At 54.3% G+C, this 14,077-nt stretch carries 12 protein-coding genes; 6 read left to right on the top strand and 6 right to left on the bottom strand.

Annotated features, from left to right (window positions below):
* Nucleotides 1-119: 119 nt before the first annotated feature.
* The 3 genes from C813_RS34070 to cybB all read right to left on the bottom strand — a co-directional run bounded on the left by C813_RS34070 (nucleotide 120) and on the right by cybB (nucleotide 3,594).
* Complete coding sequence (locus tag C813_RS34070) at nucleotides 120-749, bottom strand: LysE family translocator (RefSeq protein WP_017457258.1); 630 nt, start codon at nucleotides 747-749, stop codon at nucleotides 120-122.
* Between the two features lie 795 nt (nucleotides 750-1,544).
* The gene (locus tag C813_RS34065; protein ID WP_407656247.1) at nucleotides 1,545-2,870 is read right to left on the bottom strand and encodes an MFS transporter; all 1,326 of its coding nucleotides are present in this window, start codon (nucleotides 2,868-2,870) and stop codon (nucleotides 1,545-1,547) included.
* Nucleotides 2,871-3,063: 193 nt separating this feature from the next.
* Nucleotides 3,064-3,594, bottom strand: coding sequence for a cytochrome b561 (gene cybB / locus C813_RS34060; protein WP_025263609.1), 531 nt, complete (start codon nucleotides 3,592-3,594; stop codon nucleotides 3,064-3,066).
* A gap of 189 nt (nucleotides 3,595-3,783) precedes the next feature.
* Here cybB and gap point away from each other — a divergent pair, with 189 nt between their 5' ends.
* Together gap and C813_RS34050 are read left to right on the top strand one after the other, a co-directional pair.
* Complete coding sequence (gene gap, locus C813_RS34055; protein ID WP_017457255.1) at nucleotides 3,784-4,785, top strand: type I glyceraldehyde-3-phosphate dehydrogenase; 1,002 nt, start codon at nucleotides 3,784-3,786, stop codon at nucleotides 4,783-4,785.
* Between the two features lie 51 nt (nucleotides 4,786-4,836).
* A complete protein-coding gene (locus C813_RS34050) occupies nucleotides 4,837-5,763 on the top strand; it encodes an alpha/beta hydrolase (RefSeq protein ID WP_017457254.1) in 927 nt (308 codons plus the stop codon).
* Between the two features lie 34 nt (nucleotides 5,764-5,797).
* On the opposite strand, the gene aldA is transcribed toward C813_RS34050, so the two are convergent.
* From aldA to C813_RS34035, 3 genes are all read right to left on the bottom strand, one after another.
* Complete coding sequence (gene aldA / locus C813_RS34045; protein ID WP_017457253.1) at nucleotides 5,798-7,237, bottom strand: aldehyde dehydrogenase; 1,440 nt, start codon at nucleotides 7,235-7,237, stop codon at nucleotides 5,798-5,800.
* Between the two features lie 200 nt (nucleotides 7,238-7,437).
* Nucleotides 7,438-8,238 carry a YdcF family protein gene (locus tag C813_RS34040; protein WP_017457252.1) on the bottom strand — a complete coding sequence of 267 codons (801 nt, stop codon included), beginning with the start codon at nucleotides 8,236-8,238 and terminating at the stop codon, nucleotides 7,438-7,440.
* A gap of 279 nt (nucleotides 8,239-8,517) precedes the next feature.
* Nucleotides 8,518-8,967, bottom strand: coding sequence for a GNAT family N-acetyltransferase (locus C813_RS34035; protein WP_017457251.1), 450 nt, complete (start codon nucleotides 8,965-8,967; stop codon nucleotides 8,518-8,520).
* A gap of 242 nt (nucleotides 8,968-9,209) precedes the next feature.
* Between C813_RS34035 and C813_RS34030 the strand changes: the two genes are divergently transcribed.
* The 4 genes from C813_RS34030 to C813_RS34015 are packed head-to-tail and all read left to right on the top strand — an operon-like array spanning nucleotide 9,210 to nucleotide 14,023.
* Nucleotides 9,210-10,862 (top strand): MFS transporter, encoded by a 1,653-nt coding sequence (locus tag C813_RS34030; protein ID WP_017457250.1) that lies wholly within the window; start codon nucleotides 9,210-9,212, stop codon nucleotides 10,860-10,862.
* A gap of 19 nt (nucleotides 10,863-10,881) precedes the next feature.
* Nucleotides 10,882-11,964 (top strand): HlyD family secretion protein, encoded by a 1,083-nt coding sequence (locus tag C813_RS34025; RefSeq protein WP_017457249.1) that lies wholly within the window; start codon nucleotides 10,882-10,884, stop codon nucleotides 11,962-11,964.
* Entirely contained in the window at nucleotides 11,961-13,337 is a 1,377-nt protein-coding gene (locus C813_RS34020; RefSeq protein ID WP_017457248.1) for an efflux transporter outer membrane subunit, read from the top strand. Before C813_RS34025 ends, C813_RS34020 begins: the two co-directional genes overlap by 4 nt.
* Nucleotides 13,338-13,363: 26 nt before the next feature.
* On the top strand, nucleotides 13,364-14,023 hold the full coding sequence (locus C813_RS34015) for an O-methyltransferase (RefSeq protein ID WP_017457247.1): 660 nt from the start codon (nucleotides 13,364-13,366) through the stop codon (nucleotides 14,021-14,023).
* Nucleotides 14,024-14,077 lie beyond the last annotated feature (54 nt).

Here is a 14,077-nt window from a genome sequence, read left to right as displayed (position 1 = left end):
CAGGAAAAAGAATTAATTCGCGTTTTAATACAAGCGAATATTGTCAGCCAGCGTTTTGACCGACAATATTTCCTGGTTACCAGTGTATAGCTAACTCCTTGCGAAACTCAGCATCGGTATTACTTCACAAGCGATGAATATATCAGCTTGATCCCCAAAATACTCAGCACCGTGGCCGTTGTTCTGTCCACCGCCGTTTTGATACGCAAATAGACGCGGCGCGGTTTCTCGGCTGAGAGCAGCAGCGCCACCAGCGAATACCAGCCTGCATCTATCACAAAGCTCATCAGCGGGATCACATAATAGAAGATCGTTGGAATAGTGGCTGGCAGCAGTGCGGTGAAAATAGACGCGAAAACGATCGCCGTTTTCGGGTTGCTTAACTGAATAAACAATCCATCTCGAAACGTCTTCCATAACCCTTTGGGTGCGTCGTTATGGCTTAAAGAGAGCGTCAATGGCTGCGATGCGCCACGAAAAATCTTCACTGCCATCCAGATAAGATATGCGCCCCCTGCTATCTTTAGCACCATATAGAGCTCCGGCACCGCATTCAGCACCCTTTGCAGTCCCAGCATCGCCATTAGTGCAAAAGTCGCCGCACCAACCCCCATTCCCAGCGAAGTCACTAAACCATGCACACGTGAGTGCGCCAGTGAATTACGCGCAACGTAAATAAAACTCGGACCAGGGCTCATTACCCCCATCATCAACACAGCGGCAATCGCAATCAGACTGGACAAAAGCACGGGAAACCTCCTGACACGGCGAGAATAAGGTAACGTGATGACTCTAGCAGAGTGAAAACATAATGTATTCATTGGGAAAAGATAAGGATCATTAAAATATATTGTACAAAATCTCGCCTTTTTTGTCTGATATCAAAATCCTAAGTAAAATTAATTAAATATATCGCAGGTTAATCAATGGAATATTAAATATAAAATTTAACTTAGGATTGACATGAATTATTTGATAAGATTTTTCTTAGTTAAGCATTATGCTATTAGCAAGGAGAATTTATGCGCTGGGATATTATGGATATGCTACTTTCCCCAACGACCGGTACAGCGTTTGCCGTCGCCAGGAATAGTGAGCATCTATCGGTTATTGTTTGGTATCGCGGCAACTATTTTTTGCGACCAAACAATTACTTACATACTGATGGCACACGCATATCCATTGACGGAAAACTACAGGACTTTCGCGTTATTCATACCATGCCCTTTTTCCCTGCTATCTGGCGGACTTTAAAAACGAGTTGTCATTGCCCCGGTAATGATAACGTTTCATTACGGAATTGTGAAAAGCAGCAGACGTGTTTATTCGAACTTTGTCCCTATGGAATAAAAATGATTTCCTAGGTTAATATCACGTTGATATTTATTCTCTGACCGGGCAAATAAATATTCCCCTATTGATAAAAGCGAAAGGAAATTCTCGGCGCATTACGCGCAGCAGGTGTACCCTGCTCCATAACAGCTACGCGCAATGCCCTGTTTCAGATTTACCTAATAGCCCGGAGGGATCCTCCGGGCAAGATGTCAGCGTTTTAGCGGTTGCCCTGCGGTTTCACGGGCGCGCAGCACTGTCAGGAAGGTGATGAGCGCAGCGCCCATCACATAGAAGGCCGGCGAAAATTTATCGCCAGTGCTGGTAATGAGCCAGGCGGAGAACCACGGAGTGATGCCACCAAAGAAGGCGACGGCAAAGTTATAGGCGATAGACAAACCACCATAACGCACACTGGTGGGAAAAAGCTCTGCCATTGCGGCGGTACACGCGCCATCAAACGCGGCGATAAACGCCCCCAGCATCACCATCGCCAGCACAGCAGAGAGCACATCGCCATTCGCCATCACCATCATGGCCGGGTAACTCAGCAGAATAAATCCGGCGCACCCGGCCAACATTAACGGTTTACGACCATATTTATCCGACAGATAGCCCATAAACGGTACCAACACCGCCACGGAAAAGAGCCCAATCGTGGTGATGGCGTAAGCGTTAAGTTTTGAAAAGTGCAACTCGGTGGAGAGATAGCTCGGCATAAAAGTTTGCAGCGTCCAGTGCCCGACCGCTTTGATCACCACAAAACCGACACAGAACAGCAATGCGCCCCACGCCGTGGTAACCGCTTTACGCAGCGGCGCGGATTCGGTTTGCCCGTTCTTCATGGCGTCGAGAAATTCTGGCGAATCTTCCAGATGTTTTCGTAAATACAGCCCGACCCAGCCCAGCGGCCCGGCGATCAAAAAGGGAATGCGCCAGCCCCAGTCGCTCATTGTGCTTTCACCGAGCGTTGCCGTCAGCAGAAACACCAGCCCGGAACCTACAACAAAAGCCATAAAACCAAAGTTATCGATCCAGCAGGTAAAATAGCCGCGGCGCTCCGTGGGGGCATATTCAGCAAGGTAGGTTGTCGCGCCCGAGCTTTCCCCCCCGGCGGCAAAACCCTGAATCAGGCGCGTTATCACCAGCAGCACCGTCGCGGTAATACCAATCTGATGATAAGTCGGCAGCAGGCCCATCACGAAGGTAGCGCCGGAGGTGAGCAGGATCACCGTTGCCAGCACTTTTTGTCGCCCTTTTCTGTCGCCCAGCGAACCGAAAAACAACCCACCAAGGGGGCGCATAATAAAGCCCGCGCCAAATACCGCGAACGATGAAAGCAGTGCGACGCTGGGATCACCCGCCTGAAAAAATTGCAGGCCGATAATGGCAGCGAGCGTGCCATACAGGCCAAAGTCAAACCATTCGACAAAGTGACCGATGCCGGTGGCGAGCAGCACTTTGCGTAATTTGCGCGATCCGGCAGTGTGTTCTTGTGTTGCCATCCGATCAAGAGACTCCTGTACTGGCTGTGTCATATCCCCTCCGCCCGATATTGTTTCTATAATAGATATACTATCTACACTGCTTGTACGAATTGCGCACAGCACGGATGGCGTAAAATGTGATTTCCACCCTGCTTTTCAATGTGGAAAGCCCGACAGGATCACATTTTAGACGCGCAGAAATGAAAAAGCCCCGCAGGATGCGGGGCCAGGTAACGAGGAACAGTTAGCCGCGTTTTTTTGGCATCATACGCAGCAGCGTGTTGTCTTTAAAAATGTAGTGATGCGCCAGCGCCGCACCGGCATGTAACGCAATGACAAAGTAACCGACGTTAGCCAACAGTTCGTGGAACTCTTTGAGTGTATCCACCAAATCATAATTCGCTTCTGCGGCGTACGGCATCGTAATACCGAAAGCAATCCACGGACCACCGCGGTTATACATCATCAGCAGGCCAAGGATCGGCAAGGCGATAAACAGCAGGTAAATGACCAGATGCCCAAGATGCGCCAGCCCGGTCATCATCGCGGACGGTTTCGGCATAATCGGTGGCGTCGGGCTTTTTAGCCGCACCAGCAGACGCGCCACCATCAGCACCAGAATCGAAATGCCGCATGAAACGTGTACCAGATTGAAATACGGACGATAGCTGCGCGGGAAGAATCCGCGTAGTTCCATGGCGCAATAAGCGCCAATAACCAGCAGGAATACCAGCCAATGAATGGCGATTTGTAATCCGGAATATTTGCTACGCATAAGGAACCCCAAAACGAACGAACCGGCGTTCAACATACCGGGCTTTCCTTAAAAATTCATTAACTTTTCCTTATCATTTTTCAGTCACTTACCGCAGCCTGTATGTGATTCATTTGCCCTATAACGCCCGCCAGGTTATCACTAAATAAGTGCAAAACAGTGATTGATTACATTCTGATGGAGAGATCTATGAGCAAAATTGGCATTAATGGATTTGGGCGCATTGGTCGCCTGGTGCTACGTCGCCTGCTGGAAACCAACAGCGGCGCGGAGGTGGTAGCGATCAACGATCTGACCTCACCCAAAGTGCTGGCCTATTTGTTAAAGCATGATTCTAACTACGGTCCGTTCGGCTGGAGCGTGGATTTTACCGAAGACGCGCTGATCGTTAACGGCAAAACCATTACGGTATATGCGGAGAAAGAGGCAAAAAATATTCCGTGGCGCAGCGCCGGTGCGGAGATCATTGTTGAGTGTACCGGTTTTTATACCTCGAGCGAAAAATCGCAGGCACACATTGATGCCGGGGCCAAAAAAGTGCTTATTTCCGCCCCCGCAGGCGAGATGAAAACGATCGTCTACAACGTTAACGACGACACGATTAATGCGCAGGACACCATTATTTCGGTGGCGTCCTGCACCACCAACTGTCTCGCGCCGATGGCCAAAGCATTGCAGGATAATTTCGGCATCAAAGTCGGCACCATGACCACCATTCACGCCTACACCGGTACGCAGGCGCTGGTCGATGGTCCGCGCGGTAAAGATCTGCGCGCCTCGCGTGCCGCCGCAGAAAACATCATTCCGCACACCACGGGGGCGGCGAAAGCCATTGGTCTGGTGATCCCGGCATTGAGCGGCAAGCTGAAAGGCCACGCGCAGCGCGTACCGGTGAAAACCGGCTCCGTTACTGAGCTGGTTTCAATATTAGAGAAGAAAGTGACGGTCGATGAAATTCATCAGGCACTGAAAAAAGCCACCGAAAATAATGAATCTTTCGGCTATACCGACGATGAGATCGTCTCTTCTGATGTTATCGGCAGCCATTTCGGTTCCGTCTTTGACGCCACCCAAACCGAGATCACCGAAGCTGGCGATCTACAACTGGTCAAAACCGTCTCCTGGTATGACAACGAATACGGTTTTGTCACTCAACTGGTTCGCGTGCTCGAAAAATATCGCGCACTGTAATCTCACCATCCACGCCGGGGAATGACCCGGCGTATTCAAACCAGGCAACACATGAGAAATATCAGCCCGGAAGATTTACTCACCCTGATGAACGTGGCAGTACAACACGCCATGACGTTCCCCGTCTGGCCGACCGGCGAAGCCCCTGGTGCTGCGGTAAGCCCGGTGCAGTTTCAACTTGAAGAGTGTCATACCGGCCCCTCGCTTTTTGACCGCTCCGTCACCGGCGTGCGCGCACCGCACATTACCGTTTACGCGCCACAAAACCCGAACGGTGTCGGTATTCTGGTCACGCCTGGCGGCTCTTATCGCCGTGTGGTGCTGGATAAAGAAGGCAGCGCGCTGGCACCCTGCTTTAACGCCAAAGGTTACACCCTGTTTGTCATGACTTATCGCCTGCCGGGCGATGGGCATGAGGAAGGCGCGAACGCGCCGCTGGCAGATGTACAACGTGCGATACGCGTTATTCGCGCCCGTGCGCAGGAATGGCGACTCGATCCTGAACGTATTGGCATTATGGGTTTTTCCGCCGGCGGTCACGCCGCGGCCAGCCTCGGCACGCGCTATAACGAGAACGTTTATCGCCCTGTTGATGAGATGGATAATCAAAGTGCTCGCCCGGCGTTTATGGCGCTGGTCTATCCGGTTATTACCATGCACCAGGAGATTGACCACCCGATGTCGCGCCAGCAACTGATTGGTGATACACCGAGCGACGAACAGATCCGCCGCTACTCCGCAGAGCAAATGGCCGATGAAAACACGCCGCCGACCTTTCTGTTGCATGCGGTTGATGACCCGGCAGTGAAAGTGGAAAACAGCGTGGTCATGTTCACTGCCCTGCGCCGCCTCGGCGTGCCGGTTGAGATGCACCTGTTTGAACAGGGGAAGCACGGCTTTGGCATTCGCGATGCGCTGGGTTTACCCGCAGCAATATGGCCGGAACTGATGATGGCGTGGATAGCAACCAAAGTATGAAACGCGCCCCTGCCAAACGCGGGGGCCACGTATATCAGGACTGCAGATAGACCATTTGCGTTTGCAGGTACTCATTCAGACCGTGGCGTCCATCCGCCCCACCGATACCCGATTTGCGCCAGCCCGCATGAAACCCCTGCATCGCTTCGAAATTCTCGCGGTTAATATAGGTTTCGCCAAACTTCAGCCCCCGCACGGCTTTCATTGCTGTCGTCAGATCGCGGGTATACACCGACGACGTCAGGCCATAATCGCTGTCGTTGGCCATCGCCAGCGCCTCTTCCAGCGTGTCGAACGCAACCACCGGTAGCACCGGCCCAAACGTCTCTTCATGCATGATCGCCATCTCCTGGCGCACATCGAGCAGCAATGTTGGCGGGTAAAAATAGCCTTTGCCGGTGACCGCTTTGCCGCCCAGCACCACACGTGCGCCTTCAGACACGGCGCGCTCGACCTTCTCTTCAACGCGTTGCAGTGCCGCCGCATTGATAAGCGGCCCCATCGCTATATCGTTGCGCTGCGCCGGATCGCCAAACTGCACGTCCTTCATGGCTTCGCCAAGTCGATTGACAAAACGGTCATAAATCCCTTTTTGTACATACACGCGTTCGGCGCAGTTACACACCTGCCCGGTGTTGATGACGCGGGAATCAACAATCGCTTTCACGGCCAGCTCAAGATCCGCATCGTCAAAGACAATCGCTGGCGCTTTGCCGCCCAGTTCCAGGCACACTTTGGTGATATTTTTCGCCGCTGCCGCCATGATTGTCTCACCCGCGCCAACGCTGCCGGTCATGCTGACCATCGCCACTTTCGGATTCCTCGCCAGCTCCTGTCCGACGGTTTCCCCGCGCCCTAGCACCAGGTTAAAGACCCCTTTTGGTAAGCCGATATCATGGACAATTTTTGCGAAGGCGATCGCGTTGTTTGGTGTAAACTCGCTCGGTTTAATCACGATGGTGTTGCCGGTAATCAGCGCAGGCGCCATTTTGCGGGCAATCAGAAAGAACGGGAAATTCCACGGCAAAATGCCGGTAGTCACACCCAGCGGACGTTTAAACACGAAGATATTCTCGCCCGGACGGTCACTTTGCAGAATTTCGCCCTCATAGCGCCGCGCCCACTCGGCCATATAGTCGATGTAATCAGCGGTAAAAGAGACTTCCACCTCCGCCAGTTGCTGGATCTTTCCCCCTTCGGCGACAATCTGCGCGCTAATCTCAGACGCTTTTTCACGAATACCCGCCGCGATTTTGCGTAACCAGCCCGCGCGCTCAATAGCGGGCAGCGCTTCCCAGCCTGGCTGCGCCCGTTCGGCGGCGTCAATGGCCTTTCGCGCATCTTCGGCTGTACCATCGGGGATACGCGCCAGGATAGCTTCGGTTGCCGGGTTGATGACATCCAACCACGTATCGCCTTGCCAGCTCACGAATTGACCATCGATAAACATAGGGTGCTGTACCGGTGCTGTCATGCCTCGCTCCTGTAATAACATTGTTTTTAACAAGTGAATTCATTGTTAAAAATCTATCTGCGCGCGGCATTATTCCCATAGCCAGGGGCAGCTTTTGTGAGAGAACGCATAAAAGAGGCGCGAAAAAGCAACAAAACAGTGACAAGGACAGCGGAGGAAATGCCCGTTTGCGGCAGCGTCTGCGCAAACGGGCATTAAGGTTACAACGCGCGGCTGCCGAGCGCAGCAGTAAGGGTTTTATCTGCCATTAAAACCTGCCAGGCAACGTCGACTTCCTCTGGAAAATCAACGTGAACGATAAAATCACGGCCGTTTGGCCCGTAGCCATTAACATCATCGCGCAGGCGCGGCACTTCCCCCAGCAGCAACGATAAATAACGCTCAACCGACCATAAGCCTCGCTGCTGCGGCTGGAATGCGAGACCTTCTGCCGTGTTAGTTAATTGGGGAATAAAACCGGGCCAGCTCAGCCAGTGCGGCGCATCGTGACACTGCTGACTGATGCGGGCAAACGTCGCCATTGTGCGGCGCTGCATGGTGGGATCCTGCACCACCATCACAGTTTTCGGTTTTACCCCCTGCGACATCAGCACATCAATGCTGAACCTGGCGTTTTCGCCGCAGTTAGTGGATTTATCCTCAATTAGGATCTGTTTCGCATCAATCTGCCAGAACAGGCGCGCAATATCGGCCAGGATCGCCGCTTCGCCGCGCCCGGTGGTACGCACGACGTTATAGCGTGGATGCCGTGCAATAGCGGAATAAAGAAAGGTGGTGGAGTGCCCGACGCCACCGCTTATCAGAAGCGGTGTTTGCTGCGCCGCCGCCAGCGCGCAGGCGGCATCGATGGTTGGAATGACAGCATTACCCGCGAGAATGACCACATCAGCCCGCACGGGCGTGGGTTTACCGACAAAATCATTTTGCGCCAGCCATGCACCCAGCGTATTTGCCGCCGCCAGCGTGCGATCTGCTACGGCAGGAAAAGTCGTCATCAGCATAGAACCTCCTTCGCTTTAACTTACAGCCTACCGCGTCAACACCCGCAGAACAGGGGATCACTCCGAATCCTGTTCGCAGCGGTTCAGGTAAGTTTCTGTAACCATTTTTGAAACATGTGCAATAACCCGCGATGTGCGGGTTGCCGCTGTATTTGCAGCCATTTAACTCTCGCGATAAGACAGCCTCTCTGACCCGGCGTTACGTGGGCATAAATGGCACATGTTATGTTCCGCACATTCGCAACGCTAACAAAGCCGTGCATCTTCACCACGTTCCGGTCATAACGCTTTTTCGAAACATACCGCTTCAAGCCGGCCAATATAGTTGCCGTAGTTTTCACGGATCCGAAAGCCGTTGCGCTGATAGAAGTCAACGGCACGCTGGTTGATTTTGCGCGTCTCCAGCCACAGCGCCTGAAATCCGCGTTCGCGTGCATGTTGCTCCAGCGCGCCGAGCAACTGCGCGCCTACGCCGCGCGTGCCGGGACATGCATACATGCGCTTGATTTCGCCGATCCCGGCGGACAATTCACGAACCGCAGCGCAACCCACCGCCACCGCGTTTTCTTGTGCCAGCAAAAAGAAGCCGCGCTCACCTAAGGTTGAGGCGTCAAACGAGGCTCTGCCACTGCTGCCAGTGAGGTGTTGTAGGTAATCAGAAAGCGCGTCCTGAAGTTGCAGGCACGCGGGATCGGTTGACTCGGTAAGCGTAATGGTTAGTGCACTCATTGTGACATTGTCACCTTTGGTTGTTTATTTTTATCAATAAAGCAGATCACTTAACGTCAGTAACCTATATTTTTCTTATGCGCTTGCATTGCCTTTGACGGCACAAGTAGAATCGTTAGCCCGCTAACCATTTACATTAACAACCTTTGTTTTTATATGGATAACTGCTGTTTCCGACACTTTGATGCGCGCACAACTCACCGTCGCGAACGATCACCCTTAGCCCCGGTCAGGAAAATGTAATGCGTTTGCCGAAAAGCGATCCCTATAGCCCACGCGAATGGCAGCCGCATGAAAAACCGATGCTGCTGGGTTCGCCTTCCACCCCCTATCACAGTACCCCTCGCCGTATCGCCTATGGTGTCGTTGGCCTGCTGGTTTGCATGACTGGCGCACTCGGCAACGCGATGGTGACAGCGAATCTACAAAATCTGCAAGGCACGTTTGCCGCCTGGTCGACGGAAATCGCCTGGCTGCCTGCGGTGTATGTGATGACCAATGTGTCGATTAATCTGCTGCTGGTAAAGTTTCGCCAGCAATACGGCCTGCGTGCGTTTACCGAAGGGTTTCTGGTGCTGTATGTACTGGTGACGTTCTTCCACCTGTTTATCAACGATCTCAGTTCTGCCCTGTTTGTCCGCGCCGCCCACGGCATGGTGGCGGCGGCACTCAGTTCGCTCGGTATTTATTATCAAATCCAGGCCTGGCCGGCGAAACATCGTTTAAAAGCATTGACCATTGGTATTACTGGTTCAACGCTGGCCATTCCGATTGCCCGCCTTTTTTCTACCGAGCTGCTGCAACTGGATGAATGGCGCGGGCTGTATCTGTTTGAACTGGGGCTGGCTCTGCTCTCGCTTGGCTGCGTGATCGCCTTAAAATTGCCGCCAGGCGATCGCAAAAAAGTGTTTGAAAAGAAAGATTTCATCACCTTCTTTCTGCTCGCGCCCGGTATGGCGCTGCTGTGCGCGGTGCTGTCGCTGGGTCGACTGGACTGGTGGTTCGAAGCGCCGTGGATCGGCTGGTCACTGGCTGGCGCCGTGGTGCTGATCGTCTCGGCTATAGCCTTTGAACACAACCGTAGTAACCCGCTGCTCAACACCCGCTGGCTCTCCAGCGGCAGTATTGTGCGTCTTGGGCTGATTATGCTGCTGATCCGCATTGTGCTCGCCGAGCAGAACACCGGCGTGTTTGGCTGGCTGCAATATGTCGGCCTGCAAAACGAGCAAATGACCAGCCTGGCGTGGTCGATCCTGGCAGGTATCATCTGCGGTATTACCGCCAGTTGCCTGACAATTAAACCTCAGCGGCTGGCATGGCCGATTGTCACCTCGCTGGCGTTGATGATTATCGCCTCGCTGCTCGATAGCCAGTCGACCAGTTTGACGCGGCCCAATCAGTTGATGTTAAGCCAGTTTTTACTCGGGTTTGCCAGCGCGTTTTTTATCGCACCGGCAATGCTGGCAGGGATTGGCGGCGTGGTGGCGGAGCCGCGCAACCTGGTCAGTTTCTCGGTGCTGTTTGGCATGAGCCAGAATATCGGCGGGCTGCTGGGTTCGGCGATCCTCGGCACGTTCCAGACCTGGCGGGAGAAATACCACTCTAGCCTGCTGGCGGACCAACTCACCACCTTAAACCCGCTGGTTAATGAGCGTTTGCAGTATTACAGCCAGATGTATCAAAGCATGATTGGCGACAGTTCGCTGCTCAGTACACAAGCGGCGACGCAACTGCAAACGGTGTCGACGCTGGAAGCGAATATTCTGGCTTACAACGATACGTATCTGCTGACGGCCAGCATTGCCGCCGCCACGCTGATTTGGATTTTATGGCGCTTGTTGCGCCTGCGCATTACTGCCCGCCTTGTGTTGAAGCGGGCCACTGGGAGCAAATAATAATGTTACTGGAGTGTCTATGAGCCAGCAAGATGCCGCCAAAGAGCGGGCCAACACCCGCAGCAATTTACGTGTGGTTTCTCTTTTTTCCGCCGCCGCGATTGGCCTGGTGGGCGTACTCGTTATTCTTTACGCCTGGCAGTTGCCGCCGTTTACGCGCCATACCCAGTTTACCGATAACGCCTATGTGCGCGGCCAGACGACATTTATCAGCCCGCAGGTGAACGGCTATATCACTGAAGTGCCAGTACAGGATTTCGCGGTCGTGAAAAAAGGCGATCTGATTATGCAGATCGATGATCGAATCTACCGCCAGCGCGTCGACCAGGCGAAAGCCACGCTGGCGATGAAGCTGGCAGCGCTGGATAACAACCTCCAGCAGCGAAAAAGTGCGCAGGCTGTCATTGCCCGCAACGAAGCCGCGCTCGCCAGCGCGAAAGCGCAGGATCTGAAATCGCAGGCGGATTTAAAACGCGTTAAAGCGCTGACCGCAGACGGCTCGCTCTCCATCCGCGAACGCGACGCCGCACTCGCCACCGCCGCGCAGAACACCGCCAGTATCGCCCAGGCACAAGCGACGCTTGAAATGTCGCGTCAGGATCTGCAAACCACTATCGTTAATCGCGGGTCGTTACAGGCAGATGTGGAAAACGCCAAAGCCGCGCTTGAACTGGCGCAAATCGATCTGCAAAACACCCGTATCGTCGCCCCTCGCGACGGGCAACTGGGGCAAATCAGCGTGCGCCTTGGCGCGTATGTCACCGCCGGAACGCACCTGACCTCGCTGGTGCCGTCGCAACGCTGGGTGATCGCCAACCTGAAAGAGACGCAACTGGCAAATGTGGTTGTCGGACAGCCAGTGCGCTTTACTGTTGATGCGCTTGACGGGCGCAGCTACCACGGGCGCGTGGAGAGTATCTCACCGGCTACTGGCGTGGAATTTAGCGCTATCAGCCCGGATAACGCCACCGGTAACTTTGTCAAAATCGCCCAGCGCATTCCGGTGCGTATCCAGGTGGAGGCGAAACCCGACGAGCTGGCAAGGCTGCGTCCTGGAATGTCGGTGCAGGTACATATTGATACGCGGGAGGCAGAGCAATGAAGCGGCGTCTCACCGTTGTCGCATTGAGTCTCACCCTTGCCGCTTGCCAGTCCGTCGATGTTCAACAAGCCCAACCGTCACTGCAGATCCCGGCGGCCTGGCGCAGCGAGGCGGGTCCGGTCAGCAAAACGGATAGCGTCTGGTGGCGCAACTTTCACGACAGCCAGCTAAACCGCTATGTCGACCAGGCACTACGCCACAACAGCGACGTACTGATTGCCCGCGAGCGGGTCAATGAATATCAGGCGCGGGTTTACGCCGCCGACAGCGCCCTGTTCCCTGAGCTGGACGCGGGGATTTCCGGCACCCGTGCGCGTTCCCAATCGGCCGCGACGGGTTTACCCATTTACAGCACCTTGTACAAGGGCAATCTGACGGCCAGTTATAACGTCGATATCTGGGGCGCCAGCCGCAGCGCGTCTCGCGCGGCAGACGCCTCGCTGGAGGCGCAGAAAGCCGCAGCAGCGGCGGCCGATTTGACAGTGGCGACGAATGTCGCTTCCGGTTATCTCACGCTGCTGTCGCTGGATGCACAGCTACAGGTCACGCAATCCACGCTGGCAGCGCGGGAAGACGCGCTCAAACTTGCCCGCCGCCAGTATGAGACCGGCTATACTTCACGACTGGAGTTGATGCAGTCGGATTCCGAGTTACGCAGCACGCGCGCGCAGATCCCGGTGCTGCAACATCAGATAAGCCAGCAGGAAAATGCATTGAGTGTGCTGCTGGGTAATAATCCGGGCGCGGTTAATCGTGGTGAATTTGCAACGTTAACGCCGCTGAAAGTGCCCTCGCAGTTACCGTCGAGTTTGCTTAACCGGCGACCGGACATTGCGCAGGCGCAGCGCCAGTTGATTGCCGCCGATGCCACTCTGGTTTCATCACAGGCGAAATTACTGCCGTCGATTAACCTGACGGCAACCGGCAGCATGCAGGACGATACGCTGCCCGGCTTGCTGGATAATCCGCTGCGGTTATGGAGCATTGGCGGCAGCATTCTCGCCCCGCTGCTCAACCGTCAGGCACTGAATGCGCAGGTCGATGTCTCCATGTCGCAGCGTAATCAGGCGCTTTACACCTATGAAAAAACTGTGCGCAACGCGTTCAAAGAGGTGAACGATAGTCTTGATGCCATCACCCGTCTGGGCGAGCAACTCACCGAGCTTGCCGGGCAAGTCGATGTCGCGCAGGAGACGTTACGCATTGCGCAAAACCGTTATCACAACGGTTATTCCTCTTATCTGGACGTGCTGGACGCCCAGCGCACGTTGTTTTCCACTCAGCTCAGCGCGGTACAGGTCAAAAACAATCTGTTACTGGCGCAGGTGGATCTCTATCGTGCACTGGGAGGTGGCTGGTCCGGGCTGAATTAAGTTTCTAATAAACCAGGAGTAATGCTATGCAGCAGAAGTGGTCAGCGGTTGATGAATACTTAGAAAAACAATTGATTCCAAAAGATGAGATCCTGACGCAGGTGCTGGCAAATAACCAGCGTGCAGGGCTTCCGGCGATTGATGTTTCACCTACTCAGGGGCAATTACTGGCATTGTTTGTGCGCATGACACGAGCGAAGCGCATCCTTGAAATCGGCACGCTGGGTGGTTACAGCACGGTGTGGATGGCGCGCGAGCTCCCCTCCGGCGGCGAACTGCTGACGCTGGAAGCCGATCCGCTACACGCGGCGATAGCGCGCGAAAACCTGCAGCTTGCCGGGGTGGCGCATCTGGTCACCGTCGCCGAAGGCCCGGCGCTGCAAACGCTGGAAAACCTGGGCGACCACCCGCCCTTCGATCTTATTTTTATCGATGCCGACAAACCCAATAACCCGAACTACCTGAAATGGGCAATGCACTATGCCCGGCCTGGCACACTGATTATTGGCGATAACGTAGTGCGTGACGGTGAAGTGACTAACCCTACCACCACCGATGCCAGCGTGCAGGGTGTGCGGAAATTCATTGAGATGATTGGTGCCGATCCGCGCCTGACGGCCACCGCCATGCAAACGGTCGGCGTCAAAGGCTGGGATGGTTTTACGCTTGCCTGGGTGAATGCGTAAGGTTACGGTGCAAATCATTGCCGGATGGCGAACTCGCTTATCCGGCGATGGCTG

The sequence above is a fragment of the Kosakonia sacchari SP1 genome (assembly GCF_000300455.3).
Classification (GTDB): Bacteria; Pseudomonadota; Gammaproteobacteria; order Enterobacterales; family Enterobacteriaceae; genus Kosakonia; species Kosakonia sacchari.
The sequence above is the reverse complement of the archived record's forward strand: the minus strand, read 5'-3'. Positions and strand labels throughout refer to the sequence as shown.